At 59.5% G+C, this 25,067-nt stretch carries 30 protein-coding genes and 1 tRNA gene; 24 read left to right on the forward strand and 7 right to left on the reverse strand.

All coding sequences use genetic code 11. The annotated features are described in order from the left end of the window. Positions 1-54 precede the first annotated feature (54 nt). The 7 genes from AB4N53_RS07690 to AB4N53_RS07720 all read left to right on the forward strand — a co-directional run bounded on the left by AB4N53_RS07690 (position 55) and on the right by AB4N53_RS07720 (position 5,849). Complete coding sequence (locus tag AB4N53_RS07690) at positions 55-1,119, forward strand: NAD(P)H-dependent flavin oxidoreductase (protein ID WP_460119528.1); 1,065 nt, start codon at positions 55-57, stop codon at positions 1,117-1,119. A gap of 132 nt (positions 1,120-1,251) precedes the next feature. Then, the gene (gene modA, locus AB4N53_RS07695; protein WP_460119530.1) at positions 1,252-2,019 is read left to right on the forward strand and encodes a molybdate ABC transporter substrate-binding protein; all 768 of its coding nucleotides are present in this window, start codon (positions 1,252-1,254) and stop codon (positions 2,017-2,019) included. Beyond that, a complete protein-coding gene (modB, locus tag AB4N53_RS07700) occupies positions 2,020-2,700 on the forward strand; it encodes a molybdate ABC transporter permease subunit (RefSeq protein ID WP_460119532.1) in 681 nt (226 codons plus the stop codon). It begins immediately after the preceding gene. Positions 2,701-2,703: 3 nt separating this feature from the next. Further along, positions 2,704-3,783 carry a molybdenum ABC transporter ATP-binding protein gene (gene modC / locus AB4N53_RS07705; RefSeq protein WP_460119534.1) on the forward strand — a complete coding sequence of 360 codons (1,080 nt, stop codon included), beginning with the start codon at positions 2,704-2,706 and terminating at the stop codon, positions 3,781-3,783. 71 nt (positions 3,784-3,854) lie between these two features. Next, entirely contained in the window at positions 3,855-4,892 is a 1,038-nt protein-coding gene (locus AB4N53_RS07710; RefSeq protein WP_460119536.1) for a DNA topoisomerase IB, read from the forward strand. Between the two features lie 374 nt (positions 4,893-5,266). After that, a complete protein-coding gene (locus AB4N53_RS07715; protein WP_039764049.1) occupies positions 5,267-5,497 on the forward strand; it encodes a hypothetical protein in 231 nt (76 codons plus the stop codon). A gap of 121 nt (positions 5,498-5,618) precedes the next feature. Beyond that, positions 5,619-5,849 carry a hypothetical protein gene (locus tag AB4N53_RS07720; RefSeq protein ID WP_016774936.1) on the forward strand — a complete coding sequence of 77 codons (231 nt, stop codon included), beginning with the start codon at positions 5,619-5,621 and terminating at the stop codon, positions 5,847-5,849. 66 nt (positions 5,850-5,915) lie between these two features. Here AB4N53_RS07720 and AB4N53_RS07725 read toward each other — a convergent pair whose 3' ends face one another. Then, positions 5,916-6,083, reverse strand: a complete 168-nt coding sequence (locus AB4N53_RS07725) for a con-10 family general stress protein (protein WP_460119539.1) — start codon at positions 6,081-6,083, stop codon at positions 5,916-5,918. 328 nt (positions 6,084-6,411) lie between these two features. Here AB4N53_RS07725 and AB4N53_RS07730 point away from each other — a divergent pair, with 328 nt between their 5' ends. From AB4N53_RS07730 to AB4N53_RS07745, 4 genes are all read left to right on the forward strand, one after another. Beyond that, the gene (locus AB4N53_RS07730) at positions 6,412-6,588 is read left to right on the forward strand and encodes a con-10 family general stress protein (protein WP_460119541.1); all 177 of its coding nucleotides are present in this window, start codon (positions 6,412-6,414) and stop codon (positions 6,586-6,588) included. A gap of 657 nt (positions 6,589-7,245) precedes the next feature. Further along, positions 7,246-7,797, forward strand: coding sequence for an ATP-dependent Clp protease proteolytic subunit (locus AB4N53_RS07735; RefSeq protein ID WP_016774940.1), 552 nt, complete (start codon positions 7,246-7,248; stop codon positions 7,795-7,797). Positions 7,798-8,005: 208 nt separating this feature from the next. Further along, positions 8,006-8,263, forward strand: coding sequence for a DUF6555 family protein (locus tag AB4N53_RS07740; RefSeq protein ID WP_460119543.1), 258 nt, complete (start codon positions 8,006-8,008; stop codon positions 8,261-8,263). Then, complete coding sequence (locus AB4N53_RS07745) at positions 8,260-8,511, forward strand: hypothetical protein (protein WP_460119545.1); 252 nt, start codon at positions 8,260-8,262, stop codon at positions 8,509-8,511. The genes AB4N53_RS07740 and AB4N53_RS07745 overlap by 4 nt, the downstream gene beginning before the upstream one ends. Before the next feature lie 12 nt (positions 8,512-8,523). Here the strand turns inward: AB4N53_RS07745 and AB4N53_RS07750 are convergent, their stop codons facing one another. Together AB4N53_RS07750 and AB4N53_RS07755 are read right to left on the reverse strand one after the other, a co-directional pair. Further along, positions 8,524-8,937: a cupin domain-containing protein gene (locus AB4N53_RS07750; protein WP_460119547.1), complete on the reverse strand. Its 414-nt coding sequence runs from the start codon at positions 8,935-8,937 to the stop codon at positions 8,524-8,526. Positions 8,938-9,060: 123 nt separating this feature from the next. Beyond that, on the reverse strand, positions 9,061-9,954 hold the full coding sequence (locus AB4N53_RS07755; RefSeq protein ID WP_460119549.1) for a transcriptional regulator GcvA: 894 nt from the start codon (positions 9,952-9,954) through the stop codon (positions 9,061-9,063). Between the two features lie 108 nt (positions 9,955-10,062). On the opposite strand from AB4N53_RS07755, the gene gstA reads away from it, so the two are divergent. The 3 genes from gstA (at position 10,063) to AB4N53_RS07770 (ending at position 13,377) form a co-directional block, all read left to right on the forward strand. Further along, positions 10,063-10,674: a glutathione transferase GstA gene (gene gstA, locus AB4N53_RS07760; protein ID WP_460119551.1), complete on the forward strand. Its 612-nt coding sequence runs from the start codon at positions 10,063-10,065 to the stop codon at positions 10,672-10,674. 72 nt (positions 10,675-10,746) lie between these two features. Next, entirely contained in the window at positions 10,747-11,127 is a 381-nt protein-coding gene (locus AB4N53_RS07765) for a RidA family protein (RefSeq protein ID WP_460119553.1), read from the forward strand. Between the two features lie 261 nt (positions 11,128-11,388). Beyond that, positions 11,389-13,377, forward strand: a complete 1,989-nt coding sequence (locus AB4N53_RS07770; protein WP_460119555.1) for a peptidase U32 family protein — start codon at positions 11,389-11,391, stop codon at positions 13,375-13,377. Between the two features lie 113 nt (positions 13,378-13,490). On the opposite strand, the gene AB4N53_RS07775 is transcribed toward AB4N53_RS07770, so the two are convergent. Further along, positions 13,491-13,565: transfer RNA gene (locus AB4N53_RS07775), tRNA-Gln, on the reverse strand. 306 nt (positions 13,566-13,871) lie between these two features. Between AB4N53_RS07775 and AB4N53_RS07780 the strand changes: the two genes are divergently transcribed. Beyond that, entirely contained in the window at positions 13,872-14,906 is a 1,035-nt protein-coding gene (locus AB4N53_RS07780; protein ID WP_460119557.1) for an alpha/beta fold hydrolase, read from the forward strand. A 32-nt stretch (positions 14,907-14,938) separates the two neighbouring features. Here AB4N53_RS07780 and AB4N53_RS07785 read toward each other — a convergent pair whose 3' ends face one another. The 3 genes from AB4N53_RS07785 to AB4N53_RS07795 form a co-directional block, all read right to left on the reverse strand. Continuing rightward, positions 14,939-15,949 (reverse strand): GlxA family transcriptional regulator, encoded by a 1,011-nt coding sequence (locus AB4N53_RS07785; RefSeq protein WP_460119559.1) that lies wholly within the window; start codon positions 15,947-15,949, stop codon positions 14,939-14,941. Between the two features lie 115 nt (positions 15,950-16,064). Continuing rightward, positions 16,065-17,225, reverse strand: coding sequence for a radical SAM protein (locus AB4N53_RS07790; RefSeq protein ID WP_460119561.1), 1,161 nt, complete (start codon positions 17,223-17,225; stop codon positions 16,065-16,067). Between the two features lie 118 nt (positions 17,226-17,343). Next, on the reverse strand, positions 17,344-18,237 hold the full coding sequence (locus AB4N53_RS07795; protein ID WP_460119563.1) for a LysR family transcriptional regulator: 894 nt from the start codon (positions 18,235-18,237) through the stop codon (positions 17,344-17,346). A 113-nt stretch (positions 18,238-18,350) separates the two neighbouring features. On the opposite strand from AB4N53_RS07795, the gene AB4N53_RS07800 reads away from it, so the two are divergent. The 9 genes from AB4N53_RS07800 (at position 18,351) to AB4N53_RS07840 (ending at position 25,017) form a co-directional block, all read left to right on the forward strand. Beyond that, on the forward strand, positions 18,351-18,749 hold the full coding sequence (locus tag AB4N53_RS07800) for a RidA family protein (RefSeq protein ID WP_460119565.1): 399 nt from the start codon (positions 18,351-18,353) through the stop codon (positions 18,747-18,749). 157 nt (positions 18,750-18,906) lie between these two features. Next, entirely contained in the window at positions 18,907-19,770 is an 864-nt protein-coding gene (locus tag AB4N53_RS07805; protein ID WP_460119567.1) for a putative selenate ABC transporter substrate-binding protein, read from the forward strand. After that, positions 19,767-20,564 (forward strand): phosphonate ABC transporter ATP-binding protein, encoded by a 798-nt coding sequence (locus tag AB4N53_RS07810; RefSeq protein ID WP_460119569.1) that lies wholly within the window; start codon positions 19,767-19,769, stop codon positions 20,562-20,564. The genes AB4N53_RS07805 and AB4N53_RS07810 overlap by 4 nt, the downstream gene beginning before the upstream one ends. Next, positions 20,558-21,385, forward strand: a complete 828-nt coding sequence (locus AB4N53_RS07815) for a PhnE/PtxC family ABC transporter permease (RefSeq protein WP_460119571.1) — start codon at positions 20,558-20,560, stop codon at positions 21,383-21,385. The genes AB4N53_RS07810 and AB4N53_RS07815 overlap by 7 nt, the downstream gene beginning before the upstream one ends. After that, entirely contained in the window at positions 21,382-22,149 is a 768-nt protein-coding gene (gene phnE, locus AB4N53_RS07820) for a phosphonate ABC transporter, permease protein PhnE (protein ID WP_460119573.1), read from the forward strand. The genes AB4N53_RS07815 and phnE overlap by 4 nt, the downstream gene beginning before the upstream one ends. Positions 22,150-22,327: 178 nt before the next feature. After that, the gene (locus tag AB4N53_RS07825) at positions 22,328-24,007 is read left to right on the forward strand and encodes an MFS transporter (protein ID WP_460119575.1); all 1,680 of its coding nucleotides are present in this window, start codon (positions 22,328-22,330) and stop codon (positions 24,005-24,007) included. 107 nt (positions 24,008-24,114) lie between these two features. Next, positions 24,115-24,333 carry a hypothetical protein gene (locus tag AB4N53_RS07830; RefSeq protein WP_042606898.1) on the forward strand — a complete coding sequence of 73 codons (219 nt, stop codon included), beginning with the start codon at positions 24,115-24,117 and terminating at the stop codon, positions 24,331-24,333. A 230-nt stretch (positions 24,334-24,563) separates the two neighbouring features. Continuing rightward, a complete protein-coding gene (relB, locus tag AB4N53_RS07835) occupies positions 24,564-24,758 on the forward strand; it encodes a type II toxin-antitoxin system RelB family antitoxin (RefSeq protein ID WP_460119577.1) in 195 nt (64 codons plus the stop codon). A 46-nt stretch (positions 24,759-24,804) separates the two neighbouring features. Further along, positions 24,805-25,017, forward strand: coding sequence for a type II toxin-antitoxin system RelE/ParE family toxin (locus AB4N53_RS07840; protein WP_460119579.1), 213 nt, complete (start codon positions 24,805-24,807; stop codon positions 25,015-25,017). Positions 25,018-25,067: the final 50 nt, after the last annotated feature.

The raw sequence follows: 25,067 nt of genomic DNA on the forward strand, positions 1-25,067 counted from the left end.
CTGCTAAAAACCGCATGCCGTCCCTGCCCGTTTCATCGTTTGGAGAATTGCTATATGAGCCAGTGGCCAGACACCCGCATCCTTGATCTTCTCGGAATCGAACTGCCGATCATCCAGGGCCCGATGGCTGGTGCGACCAATTCTTCGATGGTGATCGCGGTGAGCAACGCTGGCGGCCTCGGTTCAATGCCGGCGGCGATGCTGAGCATCGAGCAACTGCGCGAGGAGTTGAGGACGATTCGCCAGCACACCACCAAGCCGTTCAACGTCAATTTCTTCTGCCATCAGCCACCGGCGCCTGATGAACAGCGAGCCCGTGACTGGAAAAATCTGCTCGAACCTTATTACCGCGAACTGGGTGCCGATTTCGACGCGCCGACGCCAGTGTCCAACCGCGCTCCGTTCGACGAAGCCGCCTGTGCCGTGCTCGAAGAATTCCGCCCCGAGGTGGTGAGTTTTCATTTCGGGCTGCCGGAAAAAACCCTGCTTGATCGGGTCAAGGCCACCGGGGCGAAAATTCTTTCGTCTGCGACTACGGTCGAAGAAGCGATCTGGCTGGAGCAGCATGGCTGCGATGCGATCATCGCCATGGGTTATGAGGCTGGTGGCCATCGCGGGATGTTTCTCAGCGATGATCTGAGCACCCAGGTCGGCACCTTCGCTTTGGTGCCACAGGTGGTCGACGCGGTGAAGGTGCCAGTGATTGCAGCCGGGGCAATCAGCGATGCCCGGGGTGTTGCAGCGGCGTTGATGCTCGGCGCCTCGGCGGTGCAAGTCGGCACGGCGTACCTGTTTACTCCTGAAGCGAAAGTCAGCGCCTCACATCACAAGGCCCTGCGCACCGCGAAGGAAAGCGAGACCGCTATCACCAACATCTTCACAGGGCGTCCGGCGCGGGGCATCGTCAATCGGGCGATGCGCGAGCTCGGCCCGATGTCGGTGCAAGCGCCGGCCTTTCCATTGGCCGGCGGTGCGCTGATGCCGCTGCGGGCCAAGGATGACTCCGACTTTGCCAACCTCTGGGCCGGTCAGGCGTTGACGCTGGGCAAGGACATCGGCAGCGCTGAACTGACCCGGCAACTGGCCGAGGGCGCGCTGGCGAAACTCAACCGCCATTGAATTTACGCAGCGAGCGGATTTATTCCCTCGCCACTGGGCGGCGTCTCGCTATATATTTCCGTATACAGCGATTGCGCCCGTGTATCGGCGTTATCCAAAGCAAAGTATTTAACGCCGATCACGGAGCCTTACATGACACCTGCTGCCACACGCCTCGCCCCTGCCTGCCTCGCCTCATTCCTCGTATTTTTCAGCATTGGCGCCGCGCAGGCTGACGAAGTACAAGTGGCGGTCGCCGCCAATTTCACCGCGCCCATCCAGGCCATCGCTGCCGACTTTGAAAAAGACACCGGCCACAAATTGGTCGCTGCTTACGGCGCCACCGGCCAGTTCTACACCCAGATCAAAAACGGCGCCCCCTTCCAAGTTTTTCTCGCAGCTGACGACAGCACCCCGGCAAAGCTCGAACAGGAAGGCGAGATCGTCAAAGGGTCGCGCTTCACCTACGCCATCGGCACGCTGGCGCTGTGGTCAGCGAAAGAGGGCTATGTGGATTCGCAAGGCGAAATACTGAAAACCAACCAATACCAACATCTGTCGATCGCCAATCCGAAAGCCGCGCCGTACGGGCTCGCCGCCACTCAGGTGCTGGAAAAGCTCAAGCTGACAGACGCTACCAAAGCGAAAATCGTCGAAGGCCAGAACATCACTCAGGCTTACCAGTTCGTCTCCACCGGCAACGCTGAACTGGGTTTTGTCGCGCTTTCGCAAATCTACAAGGACGGCAAAATCAGCAGCGGCTCGGCATGGATTGTCCCGGCTGCTCTGCATGATCCGATCAAACAGGACGCGGTGATCTTGAACAAAGGCAAGGACAGCGCCGCTGCCAAGGCTTTGGTCGATTACCTCAAAGGCCCGAAAGCCGCTGCGGTGATCAAATCCTTCGGATATGAACTGTAAATGTCGCTGACCAGTGCCGATTTCGCCGCGATCTGGCTGACCCTGAAACTGGCGTCGCTGACCACCGCGATCCTGCTGGTGATCGGCACACCGATCGCGTTATGGCTGTCGCGCACCTCGTCCTGGTTGCGCGGGCCGATTGGCGCCATCGTCGCCCTGCCGCTGGTGCTGCCGCCGACGGTGATCGGTTTTTATCTGCTGCTGGCGCTGGGGCCGCACGGTTTTCTCGGTCAGTTCACTCAATGGGTGGGATTAGGCACGCTGACGTTCAGTTTCACCGGGCTGGTCATCGGCTCGGTGATCTACTCCATGCCGTTCGTGGTGCAACCGCTGCAAAACGCTTTCTCGGCGATTGGCACCCGCCCGCTCGAAGTCGCGGCGACCTTGCGCGCCAATCCCTGGGACACGTTCTTCAGCGTGATCCTGCCACTGGCGCGCCCCGGCTTCATCACCGCAGCGATTCTCGGCTTCGCCCACACCGTGGGTGAGTTCGGCGTGGTGCTGATGATCGGCGGCAACATTCCCGACAAGACGCGCGTGGTCTCGGTGCAGATTTACGACCATGTCGAAGCGCTGGAATATGCCCAGGCGCACTGGCTGTCCGCGGCGATGCTGGTGTTTTCGTTTCTGGTGTTGCTGGCGCTGTATTCCAGCCGCAAGACCCGCGCAGGCTGGAGCTGATCGATGATCGATGTACGCCTGAAACGCACTTATCCAGGGTTCGAACTGGATGTCGATCTGCAAGTGCCGGGCCGCGGCGTCACCGCGCTGTTTGGCGATTCCGGCTCGGGCAAGACGACGTGCCTGCGCTGCATCGCCGGGCTGGAGCGCGCCGAGCAGGGTTTTGTGCAGATCAACAATGAGGTCTGGCAGGACAGCGCCAAGGGCATCTTCGTCCCGCCGCATAAACGTGCGCTTGGCTATGTGTTTCAGGAAGCCAGCCTGTTCCCGCATCTATCGGTGCTGGCCAATCTGGAGTTTGGTCTCAAACGCATCGCCAGGTCGCAACGCCGCGTCGATATGAACCACGCCACAGAACTGCTCGGCATCAGCCATTTGCTCGAGCGTCATCCACAGCATCTGTCCGGCGGCGAACGGCAGCGCGTCGGCATCGCCCGCGCTCTGCTGACCAGCCCGAAACTGCTGCTCATGGACGAGCCACTGGCGGCGCTCGACAGCCGGCGCAAAAGCGAAATCCTTCCGTACCTGCAACGCCTGCACGACGAACTGGATATTCCGCTGCTGTACGTCAGCCATGCGCAGGATGAAGTCGCACGTCTGGCCGATCATCTGGTGTTGCTCCGTGATGGCAAAGCCCTCGCCAGCGGCCCGATCGGCGAAACCCTAGCGCGCCTGGACCTGCCTTTGGCGCTGGGCGATGACGCCGGGGTGATCATCGAAGGCCAGGTCAGCGCCTACGACGCCACCTATCAATTGCTCAGCCTGCAACTGCCGGCCACTGCAATGAACATTCGCGTCACCCATGCGCCGATGGCCGTGGGCCAGGCTCTGCGCTGCAAAGTGCACGCGCGCGACATCAGCCTGGCGCTGAATAACGATGCAGCCAGCAGCATTCTCAATCGTCTGCCCGTTACGGTGATCAGCGAACAGGCCGCTGACAACAGTGCCCATGTGCTGATTCGCCTTGATGCCGGGGGTACACCGCTGCTGGCGCGGATCACCCGCTTTTCGCGGGATCAATTAGGCGTGCACCCGGGCCAGCGGCTGTGGGCGCAGATCAAGGCGGTGGCGGTGCTCGCATAAATCATTCGGCACGACGGCCAGCGCCTGCGGTCAATCAGTTACAGACTGCCGTATGACCGAAGGAAACCGCCATGCCCGATACCGTGCTGACAGATGCTCTGCCCGCCGATCTGCATTACGTCGATGACACTCAGCCTGGTATCACCCGGAAGAAACTGCGCGGCAAGTTCGTCTATTTCGAACCGTCGGGACAGCGCATCACCGACCCGGACGAAATCAAACGCATCAACGCCCTTGCGGTACCACCGGCCTACACTGATGTGTGGATCTGTGCCGACCCGTGCGGTCATTTGCAGGCCACCGGCCGCGATGCACGCGGGCGCAAACAGTACCGTTATCACGCACGCTGGCGCGAAGTGCGCGACGCCGACAAATACTCGCGTCTGCGCGAATTCGGCCTGGCCCTGCCCAAGCTGCGGCGCCAGCTTGAGGCGCTGCTCGATGACCCGGGCTTCAGTCGTGACAAGGTCATGGCGACGGTGATCACCTTGCTCGACGCCACGCTGATCCGCGTCGGCAATACCCAATACGCGCGGGACAATCGCTCCTATGGCTTGACGACGTTGCGCAGCCGGCATGTCGAAGTCAATGGCAGCGCGATCCTGTTCCAGTTTCGTGGCAAGAGCGGCATCGAACACCAGATCACGGTCAAGGATCGGCGCCTGGCGCGGATCATCAAGCGCTGCCTGGAAATTCCCGGGCAGAACCTGTTTCAGTATCTCGACGAACACGGCGAGCGGCACACCGTCACCTCTTCCGACGTCAACGCTTATCTGCAAAAGCTCACCGGCGCGGCATTTACCGCCAAGGACTACCGCACTTGGGCGGGCAGCGCGTTGGCGTTGTCGGTGTTGCGCGAGTTGCAGCATGAGTCGGAAACCGAAGCCAAGCGCCATGTGGTCGAAGCCGTGAAGAGCGTCGCCAAACAGCTGGGCAACACGCCAGCGGTGTGCCGAAAGTGTTACATCCACCCCGCCGTCCTCGAACATTTCATGCTCGGCGCCCTCGCCGAACTGCCCCGCCCGCGCGTACGCAAAGGCCTGCGCGCCGAGGAAGTGGCCTTAGCGATGTTTCTCGAACGCATGTGCGAAGTGACTGAGGCGTCTTGATCCTCGATGCCCGCCGCTCATCGTGGGTTGGCGGGAACTTGAGTACAACGGAAAACCCCTGTGGGAGTGGGCTTGCTCACGAAGGTGGCAGGTCAGGCAATTTATCTGTGGCTGACACTCCGCTTTCGCGAGCAAGCCCGCTCCCACATGAGATTTGGGGAGTTGGCGGGATTTTGAGTACAACGGAAAACCCTGTGGGAGTGGGCTTGCTCACGAAGGCGCCAGGTCAGGCGGATTATTTGCGACTGACACACTGCCTTCGCGAGCAAGCTTGCTCTCACAAGGATTCCGCCGACGAGTTGAGCTGGGTATTTTTTGCACGATCGCACAGGGCTTCTATAGTTGATCTGACACGAATCAACTGCGGTGGCGCCATGGAAGACATTTTCGTCGTGAAGCGTTGCAACAAGATCGTCATTCACGGCCGCCGCGCCGGAGACAGCCAGCAGGAGCCCGCCGAAGCATCGGCATGGTTTCGCATCTGCGACACACGCACCGCTGGCTTCATCGGCGATGGCTTTGACGAGCAAGCGGATGCTCAACGCGAATGTCAGCGCCTCAACGCAGCGAGTTCTCAACTACCGGCCCGCCAGCACTCCGGCTGATGCCCGGCAACAGCGGGTCTATACTGAAACCAGCTGATGGAGCAGCACCCCAACAGCAGAAGGCTCGCAACATGCGGGCTTTTTGTTGCGGTTCAGCGGTTTCATTGAACGGAGGTGTTCCATGTCCGAAAAAGAGTCCATCACCACCCTCCTCACCCTGCTCGACGCCCGCCAGGCGCGCCTTGCAGCCGCTTGTAAAGAGATCGCCGACTGGGTCGACCATCAAGGCGGACACCCGACGGCATTACGCATCCGCGATCGACTGCACGATATCGAAAAAGATGCGCCGCTGATTCGCGACACGCTTTCGACGCTCAAGCCGATTGACCGGCCGTTACCCCGGTTCAGATAGGCGCCAGCGTAGAAGTCCTCTCTGCCTTGGCGCAGAGAGGACGGCCGTTATCGGTTTCCCGGCACCTCAGTCACCCTTGCCCGTGCGCGTACCGCCGTGACTATGCTGTCCGCCGACGCGTGCCTTTTCCGCACGGTCGACTTTCACGTTGACTGAATTCCCGCCCTTCCTGCCGGCTTCCCTGATTTTTTGCGCATCCTCGGCGAACGGTTGATCCTTGTGATGATTGGCCATGGTCCTGTCCTCCACAGAGTTGTAGTCATACACTTCACAAACTCTAGATTGCACACACTTCAGTTCAACTCCTCGCCGACAAGTGGCTGTGAACGCCAAGCGAAACGGCAACTGAATCCCGCCCGCGCTTATAACCAACCGTTACCTTCAAAACTTATACGAAGCGACGCAGAAAACAGTCACCTGTATAAGTTTCATCACAAACTTACCGCTCATCGGGCCAAGTAACGTTTTTCAAAACATTCTCAGTCGGCTGGTAATCGGAGTAGATGTCCAGTGCAACAATGGACACAACTAGCGAAACGTTAATCGATATCGGAGAGCTATCATGACTACAGTAAATAAAAATCCAGGTAACTTCGCGAACGATCGTGATAAGGCGTCTGAAGCTGGCAAGAAAGGCGGCCAGGCATCGGGCGGCAACTTCGCCAATGACCGTGAGAAGGCATCCGAGGCGGGCCGCAAAGGTGGACAAAACAGCCACGGTGGTGGTCGCAAGTCCTGAGTGAGCGGCACAAGGGCAGCCTTGCTGCCCTTTGAAATCGGCTGAGGGAGCGCAATCATGAGAACGGTAACGGCTTCTGCACGAGGCGAAGTGCAACGAAACAAGGGAACAGAAGTGTATCCCGAAGCAACGCGCAGTTCGCAAGTGACGAAGTCGGCTATTCCACCGGTGGCACCTTGTGTTGAACGGCAGCAAATAAGTCCGAGGCGCAGGGAGAACGTTCAGCAGGAATGTTATGAACGCCGGGAATTGACGGTGCACTCTGAAAACTCCCGAATACCTGATGCAACGCCAACTTATGAGCGTTCTTCTTAGCGCAAGTTCTAACTTGTAGCTAAAGACAAGCGAGACCAACCAAAACAAACGACATCAGCAAACTTTATGAACACTATGCGAATGACGACGGCACGCAGTGTGTGCATCTTCGATTCGCCCAGTGCCTATACAGAGAAATGAGGAAGTTTGAAATGGCACAAGATAAACAACAAGGCAGTATGTCAGTTAATGAAGCAGGTAAAAAAGGTGGTCAAAACAGCCATGGTGGCGGGCGCAACAGTTGATGCGCCGGGTGCAGGGGAGCCTCGCTCCCCTGCCCACTTTCATTCAAGCGAAATTACAGCTATTGCTCAGGAGTCCTGACCAGCCGAGGGAAACGCCATGCCTGTTCATGTCATCAACTTCACCGGCCCGATCAATGCCTCGACCTGCGGCCAATTGATCGATAAAGCCTCGCTCGCCGTAAAGGAAGATGCACCGCGACTGATCGTCAATATCGCCACAATGGGCGGTGAATGCAGTTACGGTTTCACGATGTACAACTTCCTGTTGGCCCTGCCTATTCCGGTACACACCCACAATTTGGGAACGGTCGAATCGATGGGCAACATTGTCTTTCTGGCCGGCCAGCGCCGCACCGCCTGTACCCACAGCAAGTTTCTGTTTCACCCATTTCATTGGCACCTGCAAGGTTCGGTCGATCACTCGCGCATGTCGGAATACGCCATGAGCCTGGATTACGACTTGCATCTCTACGCCCAGATTGTCGCCGAGCGTACGAGCAACGGAAAAAATGCGCTGGAGACAGAGAAATATCTGACAGCAGCGCCGCGCATCATCAATCCTGAAGAAGCCATGCATTCAGGCCTTATCACGGCGATTGAAAACACCGAGGTTCACGCGGACTTTGTCTGCTCGTGCATCTACTCCTGACTCGTCCCACTTGATAACGCGTCGTAGCGGGCGCGTTCCTGTCTTAACAACCGGCAATTCAGCAAAAATTCCAGACGAACTTGTACAGAATCGATCTGCCGTACAGGCTTACAAAGCGCCCAATCAGCCGGTCACCATGCCCGCGTCAATTTCTCTGAATTATTCATTTCGCCAGACATCCCTCTTTTTAAGCAGCTGGAGGAAATGTATGAGCGCAGCGGATTTGTACGTGATCGATTACCTGCTTCACGGAAAGCCCAGGTCATTCGTCATTCGCACAAAAAACATGAACAACGCCGAAGCGTGGCAGTGGGCAAGTTGCGACGCAGGAATCGCGCCCATCCCGCGCCCCGGTCGGCCTCCGTTGAAACGTTTTTCCAAACCAATGGCAGAACGCTTTGGCGTTACCGCCGTGCACTGGCGCGAGTCGGTGCCGCTGGTCTGGGAGGAGGATCACGCAAGATGACTGAACACCTCTTGAGATTCGGTTTCGGCCGTTCATGGGATGACGAGATGGCCAATAACGCCGCAATGTTCCGAGAGGCCGACTTGATGGAAGAAGCGACCTATCAACTCATTGGGGACGATACCGACAACCCTGAAGCCTGGGCTCGTTTCACCGAGGCCAAGGCTCTGGCCGACGCCAAGCGAACGGCGGCCTTTCAGGACTGGATGCGCATCAAGCGTGCAATGAGCAAACCGCACTCGAAATAGCTGGCCGACGCATCACGGCTTGAGGATCAGCAGCGGTTCGCCTTTCGGGACGACGTAAGTGGCCAGTTCGACGCCTTTCTCGTTGCCAACGTTTTTGGCCACATGCGCAACGCCCGCCGGAATGAACAACGAATCGCCGGGCTTGAGTGTCACCGGCGCCTGTCCCTCAAGCTGATACTCGAACGTACCGCTGATGACATAGGCGACTTCCACGCCGGGGTGCGCATGCCGTGGCGCGCTGACGCCAGCGTCGAAATCGATACGCGCCTGAATCACTTCGCGATTGTCAGCGCCGAGATCCTGACGAACCAGATCGGTACGGCTCAGACCTTTCTGCCAGCTCGTTGCCGGCGCATCCGCCGCATGGGCGAAGCCGGTCAGGGAGGCGAAGACAACGGCAGAAGCCAGAAACAGTGGACGGTACATGGTGATGCCCTCTTGAGCGTAGTGTTGGTGTGAGGGCTACTTTGGGCTCGGCATGTAGGGCGGATGTGTCTCGAAGGCGCAGTTTGGTGTTGCCGTGTGTATCGGCTGGGGGTTGATACATGCTTATACAAACGTGTCGCTGGCCACCGCCACAAGCCACTTTCTGAAAGCGCTGATCTTTGGCGATTCAGCGGTTTCATGGGGTGTAACCAAATAGAAACCGAGATCATCCTGCAGGCGCAGGTCGAACGGTGCGACCAATCGGCCCGCACGCAAATCGTCGTTTACGTAAGTCGAACGACCGATGCACACGCCCTGCCCGTCAATTGCCGCCTGCACCGCCATCATCGCCAGATCGAAGGTCAGCTTCGCGCCGTCGGCCAACTGCGCAGGCTGGCCGGCGGCGCTGAGCCACGCCTGCCAGTCGCTGGCGGTGAGGCCGCTAACTTGTACAAGCGTGTGACTAGCCAGATTTTCCGGAGTGTGCAATATCGTCGCCACTTCCGGACTGCATACGGGAAATACCTCATCGGCCATGAGAAAGTCCGCGCGCAAACCTTTCCAGTCGCCCCGTCCGTAGCGAATCGCCGCGTCGATGCCTCCTCGGCGAAAATCCACCAGATCGGTAGTGGCGCTGATGCGCACATCGATGTCCGGGAACGCCTGCTGAAATGCCGGAAGGCGCGGCAAAAGCCATTTCGACGCAACCGAGACCAGCGTGCTGATGGTCAATACGCTGGACCCGCGCGACTCGAGTAATTGTTGCGTCGAATGGCGCAACGCTTGAAATGCAGAACGCACCCCCGGCAGGTAGGCCTGCCCGTCTTCGCTAAGCGCCAGGCCATCCTTGAGGCGCAGGAACAATGCCACGCCCAACTCGGTTTCGAGGCGCCTGATCTGGTGACTGATTGCTGTCTGCGTGACGTTCAACTCGGTCGCTGCGGTGGTAAAGCTCATATGCCGAGCCGCCGCTTCGAACGCGCGCAGGCCGTTGAGGGAAGGAAGTCTGGTAGTCATAAGGCTAAGGAGCGCATGAGAATTTGTCATACGCTAGCACTGCAAATGACCTTTGCGGAAGTTTTGCCCGCAGAGGATCGTGGCGCCTCCACTTTCAATGGACTTGCCATGAAACTGTACTTTGCACCGATGACCTGTTCGCTCGCCCCGCATATCGTCATGCGCGAACTCCGCTTGCCGTTCGAAATGATCCGCGTCAACAACCAGACCAAGCGCACCGCTGACGGCCGTGACTTCCGCGAGATCAATCCGAAAGGCTACGTGGCCGCGCTGCAACTGGATAACGGCGAAGTGCTCACTGAAGGCCCGGCGATCCTGCAGTTTCTCGCCGATCAAGCCCCCGGGAACGACGTGGCACCTGCCGCAGGTACGTGGCAGCGCGCACGTTTGCAGGAACACCTGAACTTCATCAGCTCAGAGATTCATGCCGCCAGCGCGCCATTGTTCAGCGTAGAAATCCCCGAGCCGGTCAAAGCGATTTTTCGGCAAAAACTGTTCAAACGGCTGGATTACCTTGAGGGCACCCTGACGGATCGGGACTATCTGACGGGCGGCTTCGGCGTTGCCGATGCCTACCTGTTCACGGTCCTGAACTGGCTACCGACGTTCAGCATCGACATCAGCGAATGGCCAGCGCTGGCCACCTATATGCAACGCATCGGCGCGCGACCCAGTGTGCTTGCGGCAATTGCCGCAGAAGAAGCGACTTTGCCAGTCTGAACCCGTGCGGGCCATGGCCGAAGGGAATCTGTAAACTGCCGCAATCTTCATTCACTCAAACAAGAGATGCCCATGGCCAATCAAGACATCATCTTCACGCCGGATCCCGACACCGATTCGATTTCTTCCGACGTTGCCACCTTCGGCGGCATCATGGTTTCCACGCAGATTCCAACCCGCGTCGATGGCAGCCTGGAACTCGGCGGTATCACTGAGCAAAGCGAGTGCACCCTGCAAGCGCTGAAAGTCGCACTGGAACGTGCCGGCAGTTCGATGGACCGGGTGCTGCACCTGACCATTTACCTGACCGACATGGCCGATCGCGGGGCTTTCAATGATGTGTACAAACGCTATTTCGCCAAGCCTTGGCCGGTGCGGGCGGCGGTGGGCGTGGCGTCGCTGGCGGTTGAAGGGATGCGCGTGGAAGTGACGGCGATGGCGGCCAAGGGCTGATTGAAATTGCAAAGTGTCATTTCAATGATTTTCGGATGACACACCACTTTCGCGAGCAGGCTCGCTCCCACAATGGATGTATTCCGGCCCGGAGCTGACCCTGTGGGAGCGAGCCTGCTCGCGAAGAGGCCGGCATATTCAATTCAATAACTTGCCGAACTGACCCGATCGTCAGCCACCACCGGGCAGCACACACGTGCCCGCCGCGCGTTTCACGGGTAGAATGCGCGACTTGCCCGTGACCGCCTGACTAAAAAAACTATGTCCTTGCCCAAGCATCACCTGGAATTGCTCAGCCCTGCCCGCGATGTCGCCATCGCCCGCGAGGCCATCTTGCATGGCGCCGACGCCGTGTACATCGGCGGCCCGAGTTTCGGTGCACGCCACAACGCCTGTAACGAAGTCAGCGAAATCGCCGAGCTGGTCGAATTCGCCCGCCGTTACCATGCGCGTATTTTCACCACCATCAACACCATCCTGCACGACAACGAACTGGAGCCGGCGCGCAAGCTGATCCATCAGTTGTACGACGCCGGTGTCGATGCGCTGATCGTCCAGGACCTGGGCGTGATGGAGCTGGACATTCCGCCGATCGAGCTGCACGCCTCGACCCAGACCGATATCCGCACGCTGGAGCGGGCAAAGTTCCTCGATCAGGCCGGTTTCTCGCAGTTGGTGTTGGCCCGTGAACTGAACCTGAAAGAAATCCGCGCCATCGCCGATGAAACCGATGCCGCCATCGAGTTCTTCATCCACGGCGCGTTGTGCGTGGCCTTCTCCGGCCAGTGCAACATATCCCACGCGCAAACCGGCCGCAGTGCCAACCGGGGCGACTGCTCGCAGGCGTGCCGCTTGCCCTACACCCTGAAAGACGAAAAGGGTGGCGTGATCGCCTACGAAAAACACCTGCTGTCGATGAAAGACAACAACCAGAGCGCCAACATCCGCGCACTGGTCGAGGCCGGCGTGCGTTCGTTCAAGATCGAAGGTCGCTACAAGGACATGGGCTATGTGAAGAACATCACGTCCTATTACCGCCAGCGCCTCGACGATGTGCTTGAAGACCGCCCGGACCTGGCCCGCGCTTCCAGCGGCCGCACCGTGCATTTCTTCCTGCCCGACCCGGAAAAGACCTTTCACCGTGGCAGCACCGATTATTTCGTCACCGATCGCAAGATCGACATCGGCGCCTTCGATTCGCCAACCTTCACCGGCCTGCCGGTGGGTACCGTGGAAAAAGTCGGCAAGCGTGACATGCAGGTCATCACCCATGAGCCGCTGTCCAACGGTGACGGCCTGAACGTACTGGTCAAACGCGAAGTGGTCGGTTTCCGCGCCAACATCGCCGAGGCCAAAGGCGAGTTCGAAGAAGACGGTGAGAAGCGCTACCGCTACCGCGTCGAGCCGAACGAAATGCCCGAAGGCCTGTTCAAGCTGCGCCCAAGCCACCCGCTCAATCGCAACCTTGATCACAACTGGCAGCAGGCGTTGCAGAAGACCTCTTCGGAACGTCGCGTGGCCCTGAGCTGGTTCGCTCGTCTGCGTGAAGAACAGCTGGAAGTGACCGCGACCAGCGAAGAAGGCATCAGCGCCAGCGTCACCCTGAACGGGCCGTTCGGCGCTGCCAACAAGCCGGAACAGGCGCTGGAGCAACTGCGCGACCTGCTCGGCCAGCTCGGCACCACGCAGTATCACGCCACCGACATCAAGCTGGATGCGCCGCAAGCGTTCTTCATTCCCAACTCGCAGCTCAAATCCCTGCGTCGTGAAGTGATCGAAGCGCTGACGGCGGCCCGCGTCGCCGCGCATCCGCGTGGCAGCCGCAAGGCCGAAACCACGCCGCCACCGGTGTACCCGGATTCGCACCTGACCTTCCTCGCCAACGTCTACAACCAGAAGGCCCGCGACTTCTACCACCGTCACGGCGTCAAGCTGATCGACGCGGCGTACGAAGCTCACGAAGAGCCGGGCGAAGTGCCAGTGATGATCACCAAGCACTGCCTGCGGTTCTCCTTCAACCTGTGCCCGAAACAGGCCAAAGGCGTCACCGGTGTGCGTACCAAGGTCGCGCCGATGCAGTTGATCCACGGCGATGAGGTGCTGACGCTGAAGTTCGATTGCAAGCCGTGCGAGATGCACATCATCGGCAAGATGAAAGGCCACATCCTCAACCTGCCGCAGCCGGGCAGCGTGGTCGGCCACATCAGCCCTGAAGACCTGATGAAAACCATCCCGCGCGCACCGCACTGAGTGACCGGCGTGCGCGGTGCTTCGGCGCCGCGCAAGCCCGATTGGCTCAAGCGCGGTAAATCGAAGGCATAAAAAAACGCCAACTTCTTGCGAAGTTGGCGTTTTTTCGTAGATGGCAGGGGCGGCTGGATTCGAACCAACGCATGGCAGGATCAAAACCTGCTGCCTTACCGCTTGGCGACGCCCCTGTAGCTCTGGTCAGCGGCTCCGTGAGGATCGCTGTGAGAACGGGGCGCAATTTAACAACATTCATTTCATTTGGGAAGCCCGAGATGAAATATTTTTTGTTTTAAAACAGCCACTTATTATTTTCGCGCGAAAACTCACCGTTTCATCGCCATGTATCACACTGTGTACGCGCCGCGCCGCCATACACGCCCTTGCAAAACTGCCGTCCGGGGACACAGAACGGATACCTCGCTACGCTTCAATGCACACAGGGTTTCAAGGGTTCATCCAGCCCCTTGGCCACAGACCGCAAAGGAGACGTCAGCATGAAACAGGCTCTGTACACCTCAAAAATCACCCACGCGCTCGGCTTGTCGATGCTGGCGCTGTCGCTGCTCGGCGCGGTTGGCAGCGCTCAGGCGCAAACCACTGAACCGGCCGCCGTCAGCTATTCCGCGCCCTCTCCTTTCGGCCCGCTGAAGCACATCAAGGCTGGCGTGCTCGACGTGGCATATGCCGAAACCGGTCCGGCCGAGGGTCCCGTGGTGATCCTGTTGCACGGTTGGCCCTACGACATTCACAGCTACGACGAAGTCGCACCTCTGCTGGCTGCCAAGGGCTATCGCGTATTGATGCCGTATGCACGGGGTTATGGCGACACGCAGTTCCTGTCCAAAGACACTCTGCGCAACGGCCAACCGGCGGCGCTGGCCAGCGACGTGATCGACTTCATGGATGCGCTGAAAATCAAGCAGGCAGTGCTGGGTGGCTACGACTGGGGCGCGCGTTCGGCTGACATCGTCGCAGCGCTGTGGCCAGAGCGCGTCAAGGCGCTGGTGGCGGTCAGCGGTTATCTGATCGGCAACCAGGCCGCCGGACAGAATCCACTGCCGCCAAAAGCCGAATTGCAGTGGTGGTACCAGTTCTACTTCGCCACCGAGCGCGGCCGCGCCGGCTATGAAAAGAACACCCACGACTTCGCCAAACTTATCTGGCAACTGGCTTCGCCGCAGTGGAAGTTTGATGACGCCACCTTCGACCGCAGCGCCAAGGCATTGCAGAACCCCGATCACGTGGAAATCACAGTGTTCAACTACCGCTGGCGTCTGGGCCTGGTGCAGGGCGAGGCGAAATATGCCGCGCTGGAAGATAAGCTTGCGACTGCACCGTCGATCAGCGTGCCAACCATTACCCTGGAAGGCGACGCCAATGGAGCGCCGCATCCCAAGCCTGAGGATTATGCCAAGCGTTTTACCGGGAAATATCAGTTCAGGCTGATCGAGGGCGGGGTCGGACATAACTTGCCGCAAGAGGCTCCGAAGGCATTCGCCCAGGCAGTAGTGGATGCCGACCACCTCTGAAGAAAAACACCAGAGTCATTAAAAAGGCTGGTCTATTTGACCAGCCGTTTTTCCTTCGAAGGCCGATAACCGAAGTACGAGCTGTAGCACTTGCTGAAATGGCTCGGTGAGACAAAGCCGCAAGCCACCAACACCTCCACCTGCGACAGCTCAGTGTGTTGCAGCAGGCGTCGCGCCTCGGTAATGCGCAGTTCCAGGTAATAGCGCTGCGGCGTGGTGCCCAGTTGCTCCTTGAACAAGCGCTCGAGCTGGCGCCGTGAACGGCCGGCGTAGACCGCCAGTTGCTCCAGCTCCAGTGGTTCTTCGAGGTTGGCGTCCATCAGCTTGATCACTTCACGCAACGGCGCACTGACGCAGATGTTTTCATCCGGTTTGATGCGCCGGTAGCGCGATTCCTCGAACGCCAGAATGTCCTCGACACCCTCGACCAGCGCTTTGCCGTGCAAACTTTTGATCCAGTCCAGCGCCATGTGGAAAGCCCCCGACGGGCTCGACGCGGTGAGGCGGTCGCGGTCGATCACATAGGGTTCGCTGCTGACGTGGGTGCTCTTGGCGATTTCGGTCAGTGCCGGGCGATGTTCCGGGTGGATCGAGCAGCGATAGCCGTCGAGCAAACCGGCGCGGCCGAGAAACCACGAACCGTTCCACAATCCGGCAAGACTTACGCCCTGCTCCGCCGCCAGTTTGAGCAAATGCACAAACCCATCGCTCGCTCGCAACTCGGTGCGATAACCGCCGCAGACCACCAGCAGATCCAATTGCTCGAGCGCTGCTGAGTCCAGGCGCGCATCGGGGCGGATCACCAACCCCAGATCACTGATAACCTCGCCCTCACCCAGCCCGAAGGTGCGCGAGGTAAACAGCCCCGGGCGCAACAGATTAGTGGTCACCACGGCGTCCAGCGTCTGCGTAAAGGCCGGCAGCGAAAAGTGTTCGAGCAGCAGAAAACCGGTACGCGTCAACCGCGCGTCATCGCTTTGCTCATTCAGATAGCGGAGGTTTTTCCCCTTCATGCCTCCGCTGAATTGGCGTCGTTCGGTCAAGTTTCAGTCCATCGTTCACATTGTTGTGCGCCGATAGTTGGCCGGAACCGATAAAGAGTCAATCACGTCATCGGGCCACACCTTCAAACAACCCATGGCCGTCGTCCCGGATCTATCAAACGGCAGTGTTCAACCCCGCCCCGAGCCGACCTTCGAGACGCCCGAACAGTACGTAGTGTTGATAGCCACTGGAGAAGGCGCCTGTGGCGATTGCAGTCTTTACGTCGGCGTTGAGTCGCAGATATTGCGCCTCATCGAAATGCTCGGCGCTGACTTCACCTGTTCGCCCCAGACGTTCGCTTTCGATCGGCTGTTCGAGGATCGTGCGTCGTTGAAAGTCGATGATGCGATTGACGGCATGACTTTCCAGCGGCCCCTTGTTGGGCGATGCAGAGTAGATGTGCAGACCGTTCTTCGCGCAGCGGTTGCACAAGTCCACGCAGTTCTTTTGCGTGGATTTGCGACTCATCAACTCCTGCACCGGCATGTCCAGATACTTGCCGACGCTGTATTCCGCCTGATTGAAAATCGTACAGCACAGTACGGTATTGCCATTGCAATCGAGTACCAGCCAATCATCTTTCAGAGTGCACGCCTGTTTGGGGTATTGCTTGACCAGATTGACGAGGTCTTCATACGGTGGCAACGCCAGGCGCTTGAGGGTTTCGCGGTCCGAGTCGGTGACCGAGGCATCGTCTTCGATGATGGCGAAGGTTTTTTCCAGCGGCATCATCACCGAGTAGCCGGTGGAGAAATTGAAACCCAGGCGCTCGCTGAACTCGCGCATCAATCCCTCTTCTTCGAGGTTATCCAGATAGCGGTGGTAATACACTTCGATGAGCGTATTCAGCCCATGGCGCTGCTTGAGGTCATGCAGTTTGATCATGTTCTGCTTGACCACTTCGATGTCGCCACCGACATGCCCCTGGCGATAGGTGTCCTGATGGAAACCGGACAGCGAAACACGGAAGAACCAGGGATTGGCGAGCATCGCGGCTTCAATGTTCTTGGCCAGGTTCAGGTTGGAGCTGATGCCGCTTTGCAAGCCTGCAGCGTTGATGATTTCGACGAACTCACCGATGCGCGGGTGAATCAACGGCTCGGTCCAGTTGTACAAAAAGATCGCCTTGACCCCTTCACGCCGTGCCTTATCGACAATCTGTGTGAACATATCGAGCTGCATGGCTTTCTTGAAGTTGGCATTTTCCGAATTACCCATCGGGCATGACGGGCAGCTCAGATTGCAGGCGCCGACGATATCGATGTACATATTCATTACGCGCATAGCTCCTTGGGTCGAACGTGCGCATCTCACCATTGGCACGTTCGGGTCGCCGGGTTGGTTGTTTTTCTGGCGACCTGCACTCCCGTGAAGCAATAAGCGCACCAGCCCCCTACGCCATTAACGCCACAATCCAGTCGATAAACACCCGCAACTTCACGCTGACATGCCGGTTCGGCGGATACGCGACATAAAGCGGCATGCTTTCCAGGCGCCAGCCTTCAAACAATTGCACCAACTCGCCCCGCTCCACGTGCGCGTCAGACATATACGTCGGCAGCCACAGCACCCCCATCCCGGCCAGCCCTGCCGCCAGATAGGCATTGCCGTCATCCACCGCCAGCACATGCTGGCCCTTGATCTGCAGGCGCTCGGTGCCGTTGTGCAACGTGTACGGAAGCGGTTTACCAGTGCGAGCCCAGAGGAAAGCGACGACGCGGTGATGGGAGTCTTGCAGTTCCAGCGGGTGCTCGGGCGTACCTTCGCGAGCCAGATAAGCCGGCGCGGCAAAAACACCCAATGGCAGATCGGCAAGCTTGCGCGCCATCAGCGATTGATCGAGCAGCTCACCACCGCGCACCACGCAATCGACGTTCTCATCGATGATGTCGACGATGCGGTCGCTGACGCCCATGTCGATCTGGATGTCCGGGTAGCGCGCGTGAAACTCCGGCAACGCCGGCACCAGAATGTGCCGCGCGAACGGGCTCGGCACGTCGATGCGCAGGCGCCCGCGTGGCCGTGCGGCGGCGCCAGGCAGGCTGGTTTCGGCGTCGTCCATGTCAGCCAGCAGCTTGACCACCCTTTCGTAATACGCTGCGCCATCGGCGGTGACATTGACCTTGCGCGTAGTGCGGTTGAGCAGCTTGACCCGTAACCGCGCCTCGAGTTGCTGCACCAGTTGCGTCACCGTGGTTTTGCTCATGTGCAGGGTTTCGGCAGCCTTGGTGAAACTGCCCGCCTCGACCACCCGGGCAAAGGCCTGCATCGCATCGAACCGGTCCATCCGCGCCCCTCGATTGTTTGGGATTTGCAAACAGTGAACGCCAAGCTTGCGCGTTTATCCGGCAGCTGCAAATACCTAAAGTCACTCCATCAACCACTGATGGAGTCAGCCCCATGCCCAAGCGCGATGTAGTTTTCCCACCTGCCCGCCACGCCCTGTATGAGCGTCATCGTTATTCGCCGGCGATTCGCTCCAACGGTTTCCTGTTTGTCTCCGGACAAGTCGGCAGCCGCGAGGACGGCTCACCCGAGGCGGATCTGCGCGATCAGGTACGCACGGCGTTCAACAACCTCAATGCGATCCTCGCTGCGGCCGGTTGCAGCTTCGATGATGCGGTGGATGTCACCGTGTTCATGGTCGATCCGCACTCGACGTTCGAAACGATCTGGAGTGTGGTGCCTGAGTTCTGGGGCGAAGCACCGTTCCCGACGGTTACCGCTGTCGGCGTGACCTGGCTGGCGGGTTTCGATTTCGAGATCAAGGTGATTGCCAGACTGCCCGAAGCGGCTTGACCGCAACCGCACACAAACAGACACAACGCGCCGGCACGGAGGCTGGCCAATCTCCTCGCGAATGCGTATAACCTCGCCGTTTCGTCTACCCTGACGTGGCGCGCCATTGACTACCGGCGGCCCTTCGAATGTTGACGCTTACGAAACGGAGAATTCTATGTTCAAGCGTACCCTCGCCCTCACCGCCGGTCTGGCGCTGTGCTTTTCTGCTTTGATGGCCCAAGCCGCTGACGTGTTGCGGGTCAGCGCGATTCCCGACGAAGCCCCGACCGAGCTGCTGCGCAAGTTCGAACCGCTGGGTGCCTATCTTGAGCAGCAGTTGGGCATGAAGGTGCAGTTCGTCCCCGTCGCCGACTACCCGGCCGTGGTTGAAGCCCTGGCCACCGATCGCCTCGACATGGCCTGGCTCGGCGGTTTCACTTTTGTGCAGGCACGTTTGAAGACCGACGCCACCACCCCAGTGATCCCACTGGTGCAGCGCGAGCAGGATGCGCAGTTCACCAGCAAATTCATCACCGCCGACCCGAACGTGAAGAGCCTCGCCGACCTGAAGGGCAAGACCTTCGCCTTCGGTTCGGTGTCGTCCACCTCGGGCAGCCTGATGCCGCGTTACTTCATGCTGAAGAACGACGGCATCAAGCCTGAAGGCTATTTCAGCCGCGTCGCCTACTCCGGCGCGCACGACGCCACCGTTGCCTGGGTGCAGGCGGGCAAGGTCGATGCCGGTGTGTTGAACGCCAGCGTCTGGCAGAAACTGGTCGACGCCGGCAAGGTCGACACCAGCAAAGTCAAAGTCTTCGCCACCACCCCGACCTACTTCGATTACAACTGGACCGTGCGCGGCACCCTTGATCCGAAGCTGGCCGCGAAGATCAAGAAAGCTTTCCGCGACCTCGACCCGGCCAACCCTGAACAGAAGAAGATCCTTGATCTGCAGGCCGCCAGTCGCTTCATCGACACCAAGCCTGAAAACTACAAGGGCATTGAGGAAGCCGCCCGCGCCGCCGAATTGTTGAAATGACCCTACGCCTCACCCAGGGCAGCCTGCGCCACGCCAATGGCGTCGATGCCCTTCGCCATATCGACGTGCAGATTGGTGCCGGCGAACAGGTCGCAATCATCGGTCCGTCCGGCGCCGGCAAATCGAGCCTGCTCAATCTGCTGGCCACCGCGCTCAAGCCCAGCAGTGGCGACATCGAAGTGCTCGGCGAACGCGCCTGGCACTTGTCGGCGCGCCAGCGTCAATGCCTGCGCGCGCGTATCGGTCTGGTGCATCAGGCGCCGCCGATTCCGCCGCGTCAGCGGGTGATCACCGCAGTGCTGGCTGGCAAGCTCGGCCAGTGGAGTCTGGGCAAAAGTCTGCTGAACCTGCTGCATCCGCTGGATGTGGCGGGCGCGCGCGCGGCGTTGGCGCGACTGGATCTGAGCGACAAATTGTTCGCCCATTGCCAGCAGCTGTCCGGCGGGCAATTGCAGCGCGTCGGCATTGCGCGGGTGCTGTATCAGGCGCCGGAAATACTGCTTGCCGACGAACCTGTCTCGGCCATGGACCCGGTGCTTGCCGGCCATACGCTGTCGATCCTTTCGCGCCACGCCCGCGAGCACAACGTCACGCTGGTGGCGAGCCTGCACGCAGTGGATCTGGCGCTGGAACACTTTCCACGGATCATCGGCTTGCGCGACGGGCAGATTCTTTTCGATTGCCCTTCTGCTGAAGTCAGCCGCGACAAGCTCGATGCGCTGTACGCCAATGAACAACTGCAATCGCCAGCGCCGGCGGTTGCGCCTTTGATTGTGCAGATTCCGCGATGCTGAAAGCCGATTCACGGGACCCGGCGGCGGCGCCGCGATTGTTGCTGACGCTGCTGGCGCTGGCTTTGCTGTGGCCGGGGATTCAGCTCAGTGAGCTGGACCTGGGCGTGTTTTTTCAGGCCGATAGCCAGAACGAAATGGGCCGTTTTGTTTCGGCATTCTGGCCACCGGCGCACGATCAGGCATTCCTGCAACTGCTGCTCAAAGCCACCCTGCAAACTTTGGCGATTGCCACGGCCGGCATGGCTTTGGCCTTGCTGCTGGCGGTGCCGGCGAGCCTGATCGCCAGTCGTGCTTTGTCGCTCTCGGCGGCGTCACGGGGCGGCGTGCCGAGCCTGCCCGGACGTTTGCTGCGCTGGCCGGTGCGCGGCTTGCTGATCTTTCTGCGCAGCGTGCCGGAGATCGTTTGGGCACTGTTGTTTGTCCGCGCGGTCGGCCTCGGCCCGGCGGCTGGCGTGTTGGCCATCGCCATTACCTACAGCGGCATGCTCGGCAAGGTCTACGCAGAAATTTTCGAATCCACCGACCAGCGCCCGGCGCATGCACTCTTGCAGGCCGGCAGCGGTCGGTTGGCGGCGTTTGCCTACGGCACGCTGCCGAATGTCGCCGCCGAACTGCTCTCCTACACGGTGTATCGCTGGGAGTGCGCGATCCGTGCCTCGGTGGTGATGGGCTTTGTCGGTGCCGGTGGGCTGGGGCAACAGATCGACCTGTCGATCCGCATGTTCGCCGGCGGTGAAGTCGCCAGCATGTTGCTGACGTTCCTGCTGCTGGTGCTGTGCGCAGATCAGTTCAGCCGATTGCTGCGCTGGAGGCTGACATGAGGCGCCTGATCAATCTGCTGTTGCTTGCTGTCATTGCGCTCTCGGTAGTCGCGTCTTTCGCCTATCTGGAATTGGATCTCGCCGAACTCGGCAGCGCCAACAGCCTCAAGCAAATGGGCAGTTATGTGCAGCGTTTTCTCAGTCCCGATTTGAGCGCCGGGTATCTGAAAGCCATCGCTCACGGTTCACTGGAAACCCTGGCCATGTCGGCCCTCGGCACCCTGCTCGCGGCACTGTTCGGCATTGTGCTGGCGCTACCCGCTGCCGGACGTTTCGGCTGGCCGCTGCAAAGCGCAGCGCGTCTGCTGCTCAACGGCTTACGGGCGATTCCAGAGCTGGTTTGGGCCGCGCTGATGGTGCTTGCCGCCGGTCTCGGACCGAACGCCGGCACCCTCGCCCTTGCCCTGCACACCACCGGGGTGCTCGGTCGGCTATTTGCCGAAGCATTGGAAAACACTCCGCCACAACCGGCCGAGGCGATCCGTTTGCAGGGCGGCAATCCGATCCTCGCTTTCTGCTACGGCACCCTGCCTAACCTCGCCCCGCAACTGCTCGCCTACTGCCTGTATCGCTGGGAAAACAACATCCGCATGGCCAGCGTGCTGGGTTTTGTCGGCGCCGGCGGCCTGGGGCAGATGCTCTACGTCAGCCTGAGCCTGTTCCAGGAAGCCCAGGCGAGCACGGTGATTCTGGCGATGCTGTTGCTGGTGTTTCTGGTCGACTGGTTGAGCGCCTGGAGCCGGCAGCGTTGGGTCAAAGCGTAGGCCGAGTGGATATCTGGCAAAAGCTGATTATGCTTCAGGAAACCTTGCAGCCCTGCGAGGCGGTCAGACTGTGCAAGCTTCACGCTAGAGCAACGGCGGCAGATGCCAACGGGCCAGAGTGCGACAGGCAGTAACGGGGGACTCCGGCCTACAACAATAAGCACGACGGAGAACACCCATGGCCACAATCGACACAGCATCCACCGGCACACCGCCCCGCAGCGGCGGCATCACCAAGGAGGAGCGCAAGGTCATCTTCGCTTCCTCGCTGGGCACGGTTTTCGAGTGGTACGACTTTTACCTCTACGGTTCACTGGCGGCGATCATCGCCAAGCACTTCTTTGCCGGCGTCAACGAAACCACCGCGTTCATCTTTGCCCTGCTCGCCTTTGCCGCCGGGTTTGCGGTGCGGCCGTTCGGCGCCATCGTCTTCGGACGTTTGGGAGACATGATCGGGCGCAAACACACGTTTCTGATCACCATCGTGATCATGGGCGTGTCCACGGCAATCGTCGGGCTGCTGCCCGGATACGCGACCATCGGCGTCGCCGCCCCGGTGATTCTGATCACCCTGCGTCTGCTCCAGGGTCTGGCGCTGGGCGGTGAATACGGCGGAGCGGCAACCTACGTTGCCGAGCACGCGCCACGTAATCGCCGTGGCTTTTTCACTTCGTGGATTCAAACCACTGCCACCCTCGGTCTGTTCATGTCGTTGCTGGTGATTCTCGCCTGCCGCACGGCACTGGGCACCGAAGCGTTCGAGGCGTGGGGCTGGCGGATTCCGTTTCTGCTGTCGATCATTCTGCTGGCCGTGTCGGTGTACATCCGCCTGCAACTGAGCGAGTCGCCGGTATTCCAGAAAATGAAGGACGAAGGCAAGGCTTCGAAAGCACCGCTGACCGAATCCTTCGCACGCTGGGACAACCTCAAAGTGGTGATCATGTCGCTGCTCGGCGGCACCGCCGGGCAGGCGGTGGTCTGGTACACCGGGCAGTTCTACGCGTTGTTTTTCCTGCTGCAGACGCTGAAGATCGACCCGCAGACCGCGAACCTGCTGATCGCCGGCTCGCTGCTGATCGGCACGCCGTTTTTCGTGATTTTCGGCAGCCTGTCCGATCGCATCGGGCGCAAGCCGATCATCATGGCCGGGTGCATCCTGGCGGCGCTGACCTACTTTCCGATCTTTACTGCGCTGACCCAGTACGGCAACCCGGACGTGTTCGTCGCCCAGGAGAAAAATCCGGTCAAGGTGATCGCCAGTCCCGAGCAGTGCTCGTTCCAGTTCGATCCGGTGGGCAAGGCCAAATTCACCAGCTCCTGCGACCTGGCCAAGACGCTGCTGGCGAAACGGGCGATTCCGTACGAGAACGTCGCCGCTGAACCGAACACAGTCGCGCAGGTGCGCATCGGTGACCGCGTTGTCGAGAGCTTCGAAGGCAGCGCCCTCCCCGCCGCCGACTTCAAGGCCCGCAACGACGCCTTCACCGCCAACCTCGGCGCAGCGCTGAAAGACGCCGGTTACCCGGAAAAAGCCGACCCGGCGAAAATCAATTATCCGATGATGCTGCTCCTGCTGACCGTGCTGGTGATCTACGTGACCATGGTCTACGGCCCGATTGCCGCGTGGCTGGTCGAACTGTTCCCGACGCGTATCCGCTACACCTCGATGTCGCTGCCCTACCACATCGGCAACGGCTGGTTCGGTGGCTTCCTGCCGACCGTGGCGTTCGCCATGGTCGCGGCCACCGGCGATATCTACTACGGGCTGTGGTACCCGATCGTCATTGCAGTGGCGACGGCGATACTCGGCACCTTCTTCCTCCCGGAAACCAAGGACCGCGACATTCTCAAGGACTGAAACAACCGCTGTGCCCTCTCCTGCGGGAGAGGGCCTCGCCGCTGAAAAATTTCGAACGTCTGCCGCCGCGCTGTCTCCAATGTGTACACCCACAGGAGGCCAGCGCCATGAACCCCAACGACGACAAAACCCCCAACGCCCCGCCCACCGATGCCAGCGGCAAACCGGTGAACGTGGTCGAGCGCGACTTGCAGGATCGCGACGGCAAGACCGAAGGCGTAGACAAAGTCATCACGCCGTCTTCCACTCGGGTCAAAGAGCAGGAAGCTGAAGAGCTGCAGCGCAAAGTCGACGAGATCGAGCGTAAGGTTGCAGACGGTAACTGAGTGCAGCGTGGCTGTGGCCGCGGCTTTGCGCGGCGGCTGTCAGCCCGATGACCAAAAGCTGATTTCCTACAGAATTGAACTACACAGCTGATCGACTTCACGTGCATCACAAGCGAAGCGTCTGACAGATTTGCATCGTCTGTTTGCGGATGATGTCTCCCTCGTCCCGCCAGTGACGACAACGAGCCCACATCCCCTTAGACTGCTTCACATTGATCATGGAGGTCATGATGAGCGCTGAACTTTCACTTATCGTTTCAGACTTCGAAACCGAAGAAGAGGCTGCGGAATATGACCTTTGGTATCGCGCCAAGGTACAAGCCGCACTCGATGATCCACGCCCGCCTGTTCCCCACGATGAGGCAATGGTGCTGCTAGGTCAGATGCTGGAAGAGAGACGCAAGAATCGACTCGCTGCCTGTTAGCTGGAGTAAACCGGCTCTTGGAGATCTGGCTGACATCATCGAATATTTGGAACAACGCAACACTGTCGCTTCAGTTGCACTGCACCAAAAGCTCAGCGCCGCAGCGCGAAGGCTTTCCTGGATACCGCATGGTTTCCGCTCCGGCCGAATACCAGGCACTCGCGAAATGGTCATTAACTCGAATTATTTACTGGTCTATCGGGTGACAGACCACATCAAAATTCTGACCGTGTTGCACGCCCGTAAAAAATATCCATAACCACTCATAAAAAAAAGGCGGCCAACCGGCCGCCCAAACGTACTGCACGA

This window comes from Pseudomonas sp. H3_E04 (assembly GCF_054668915.1).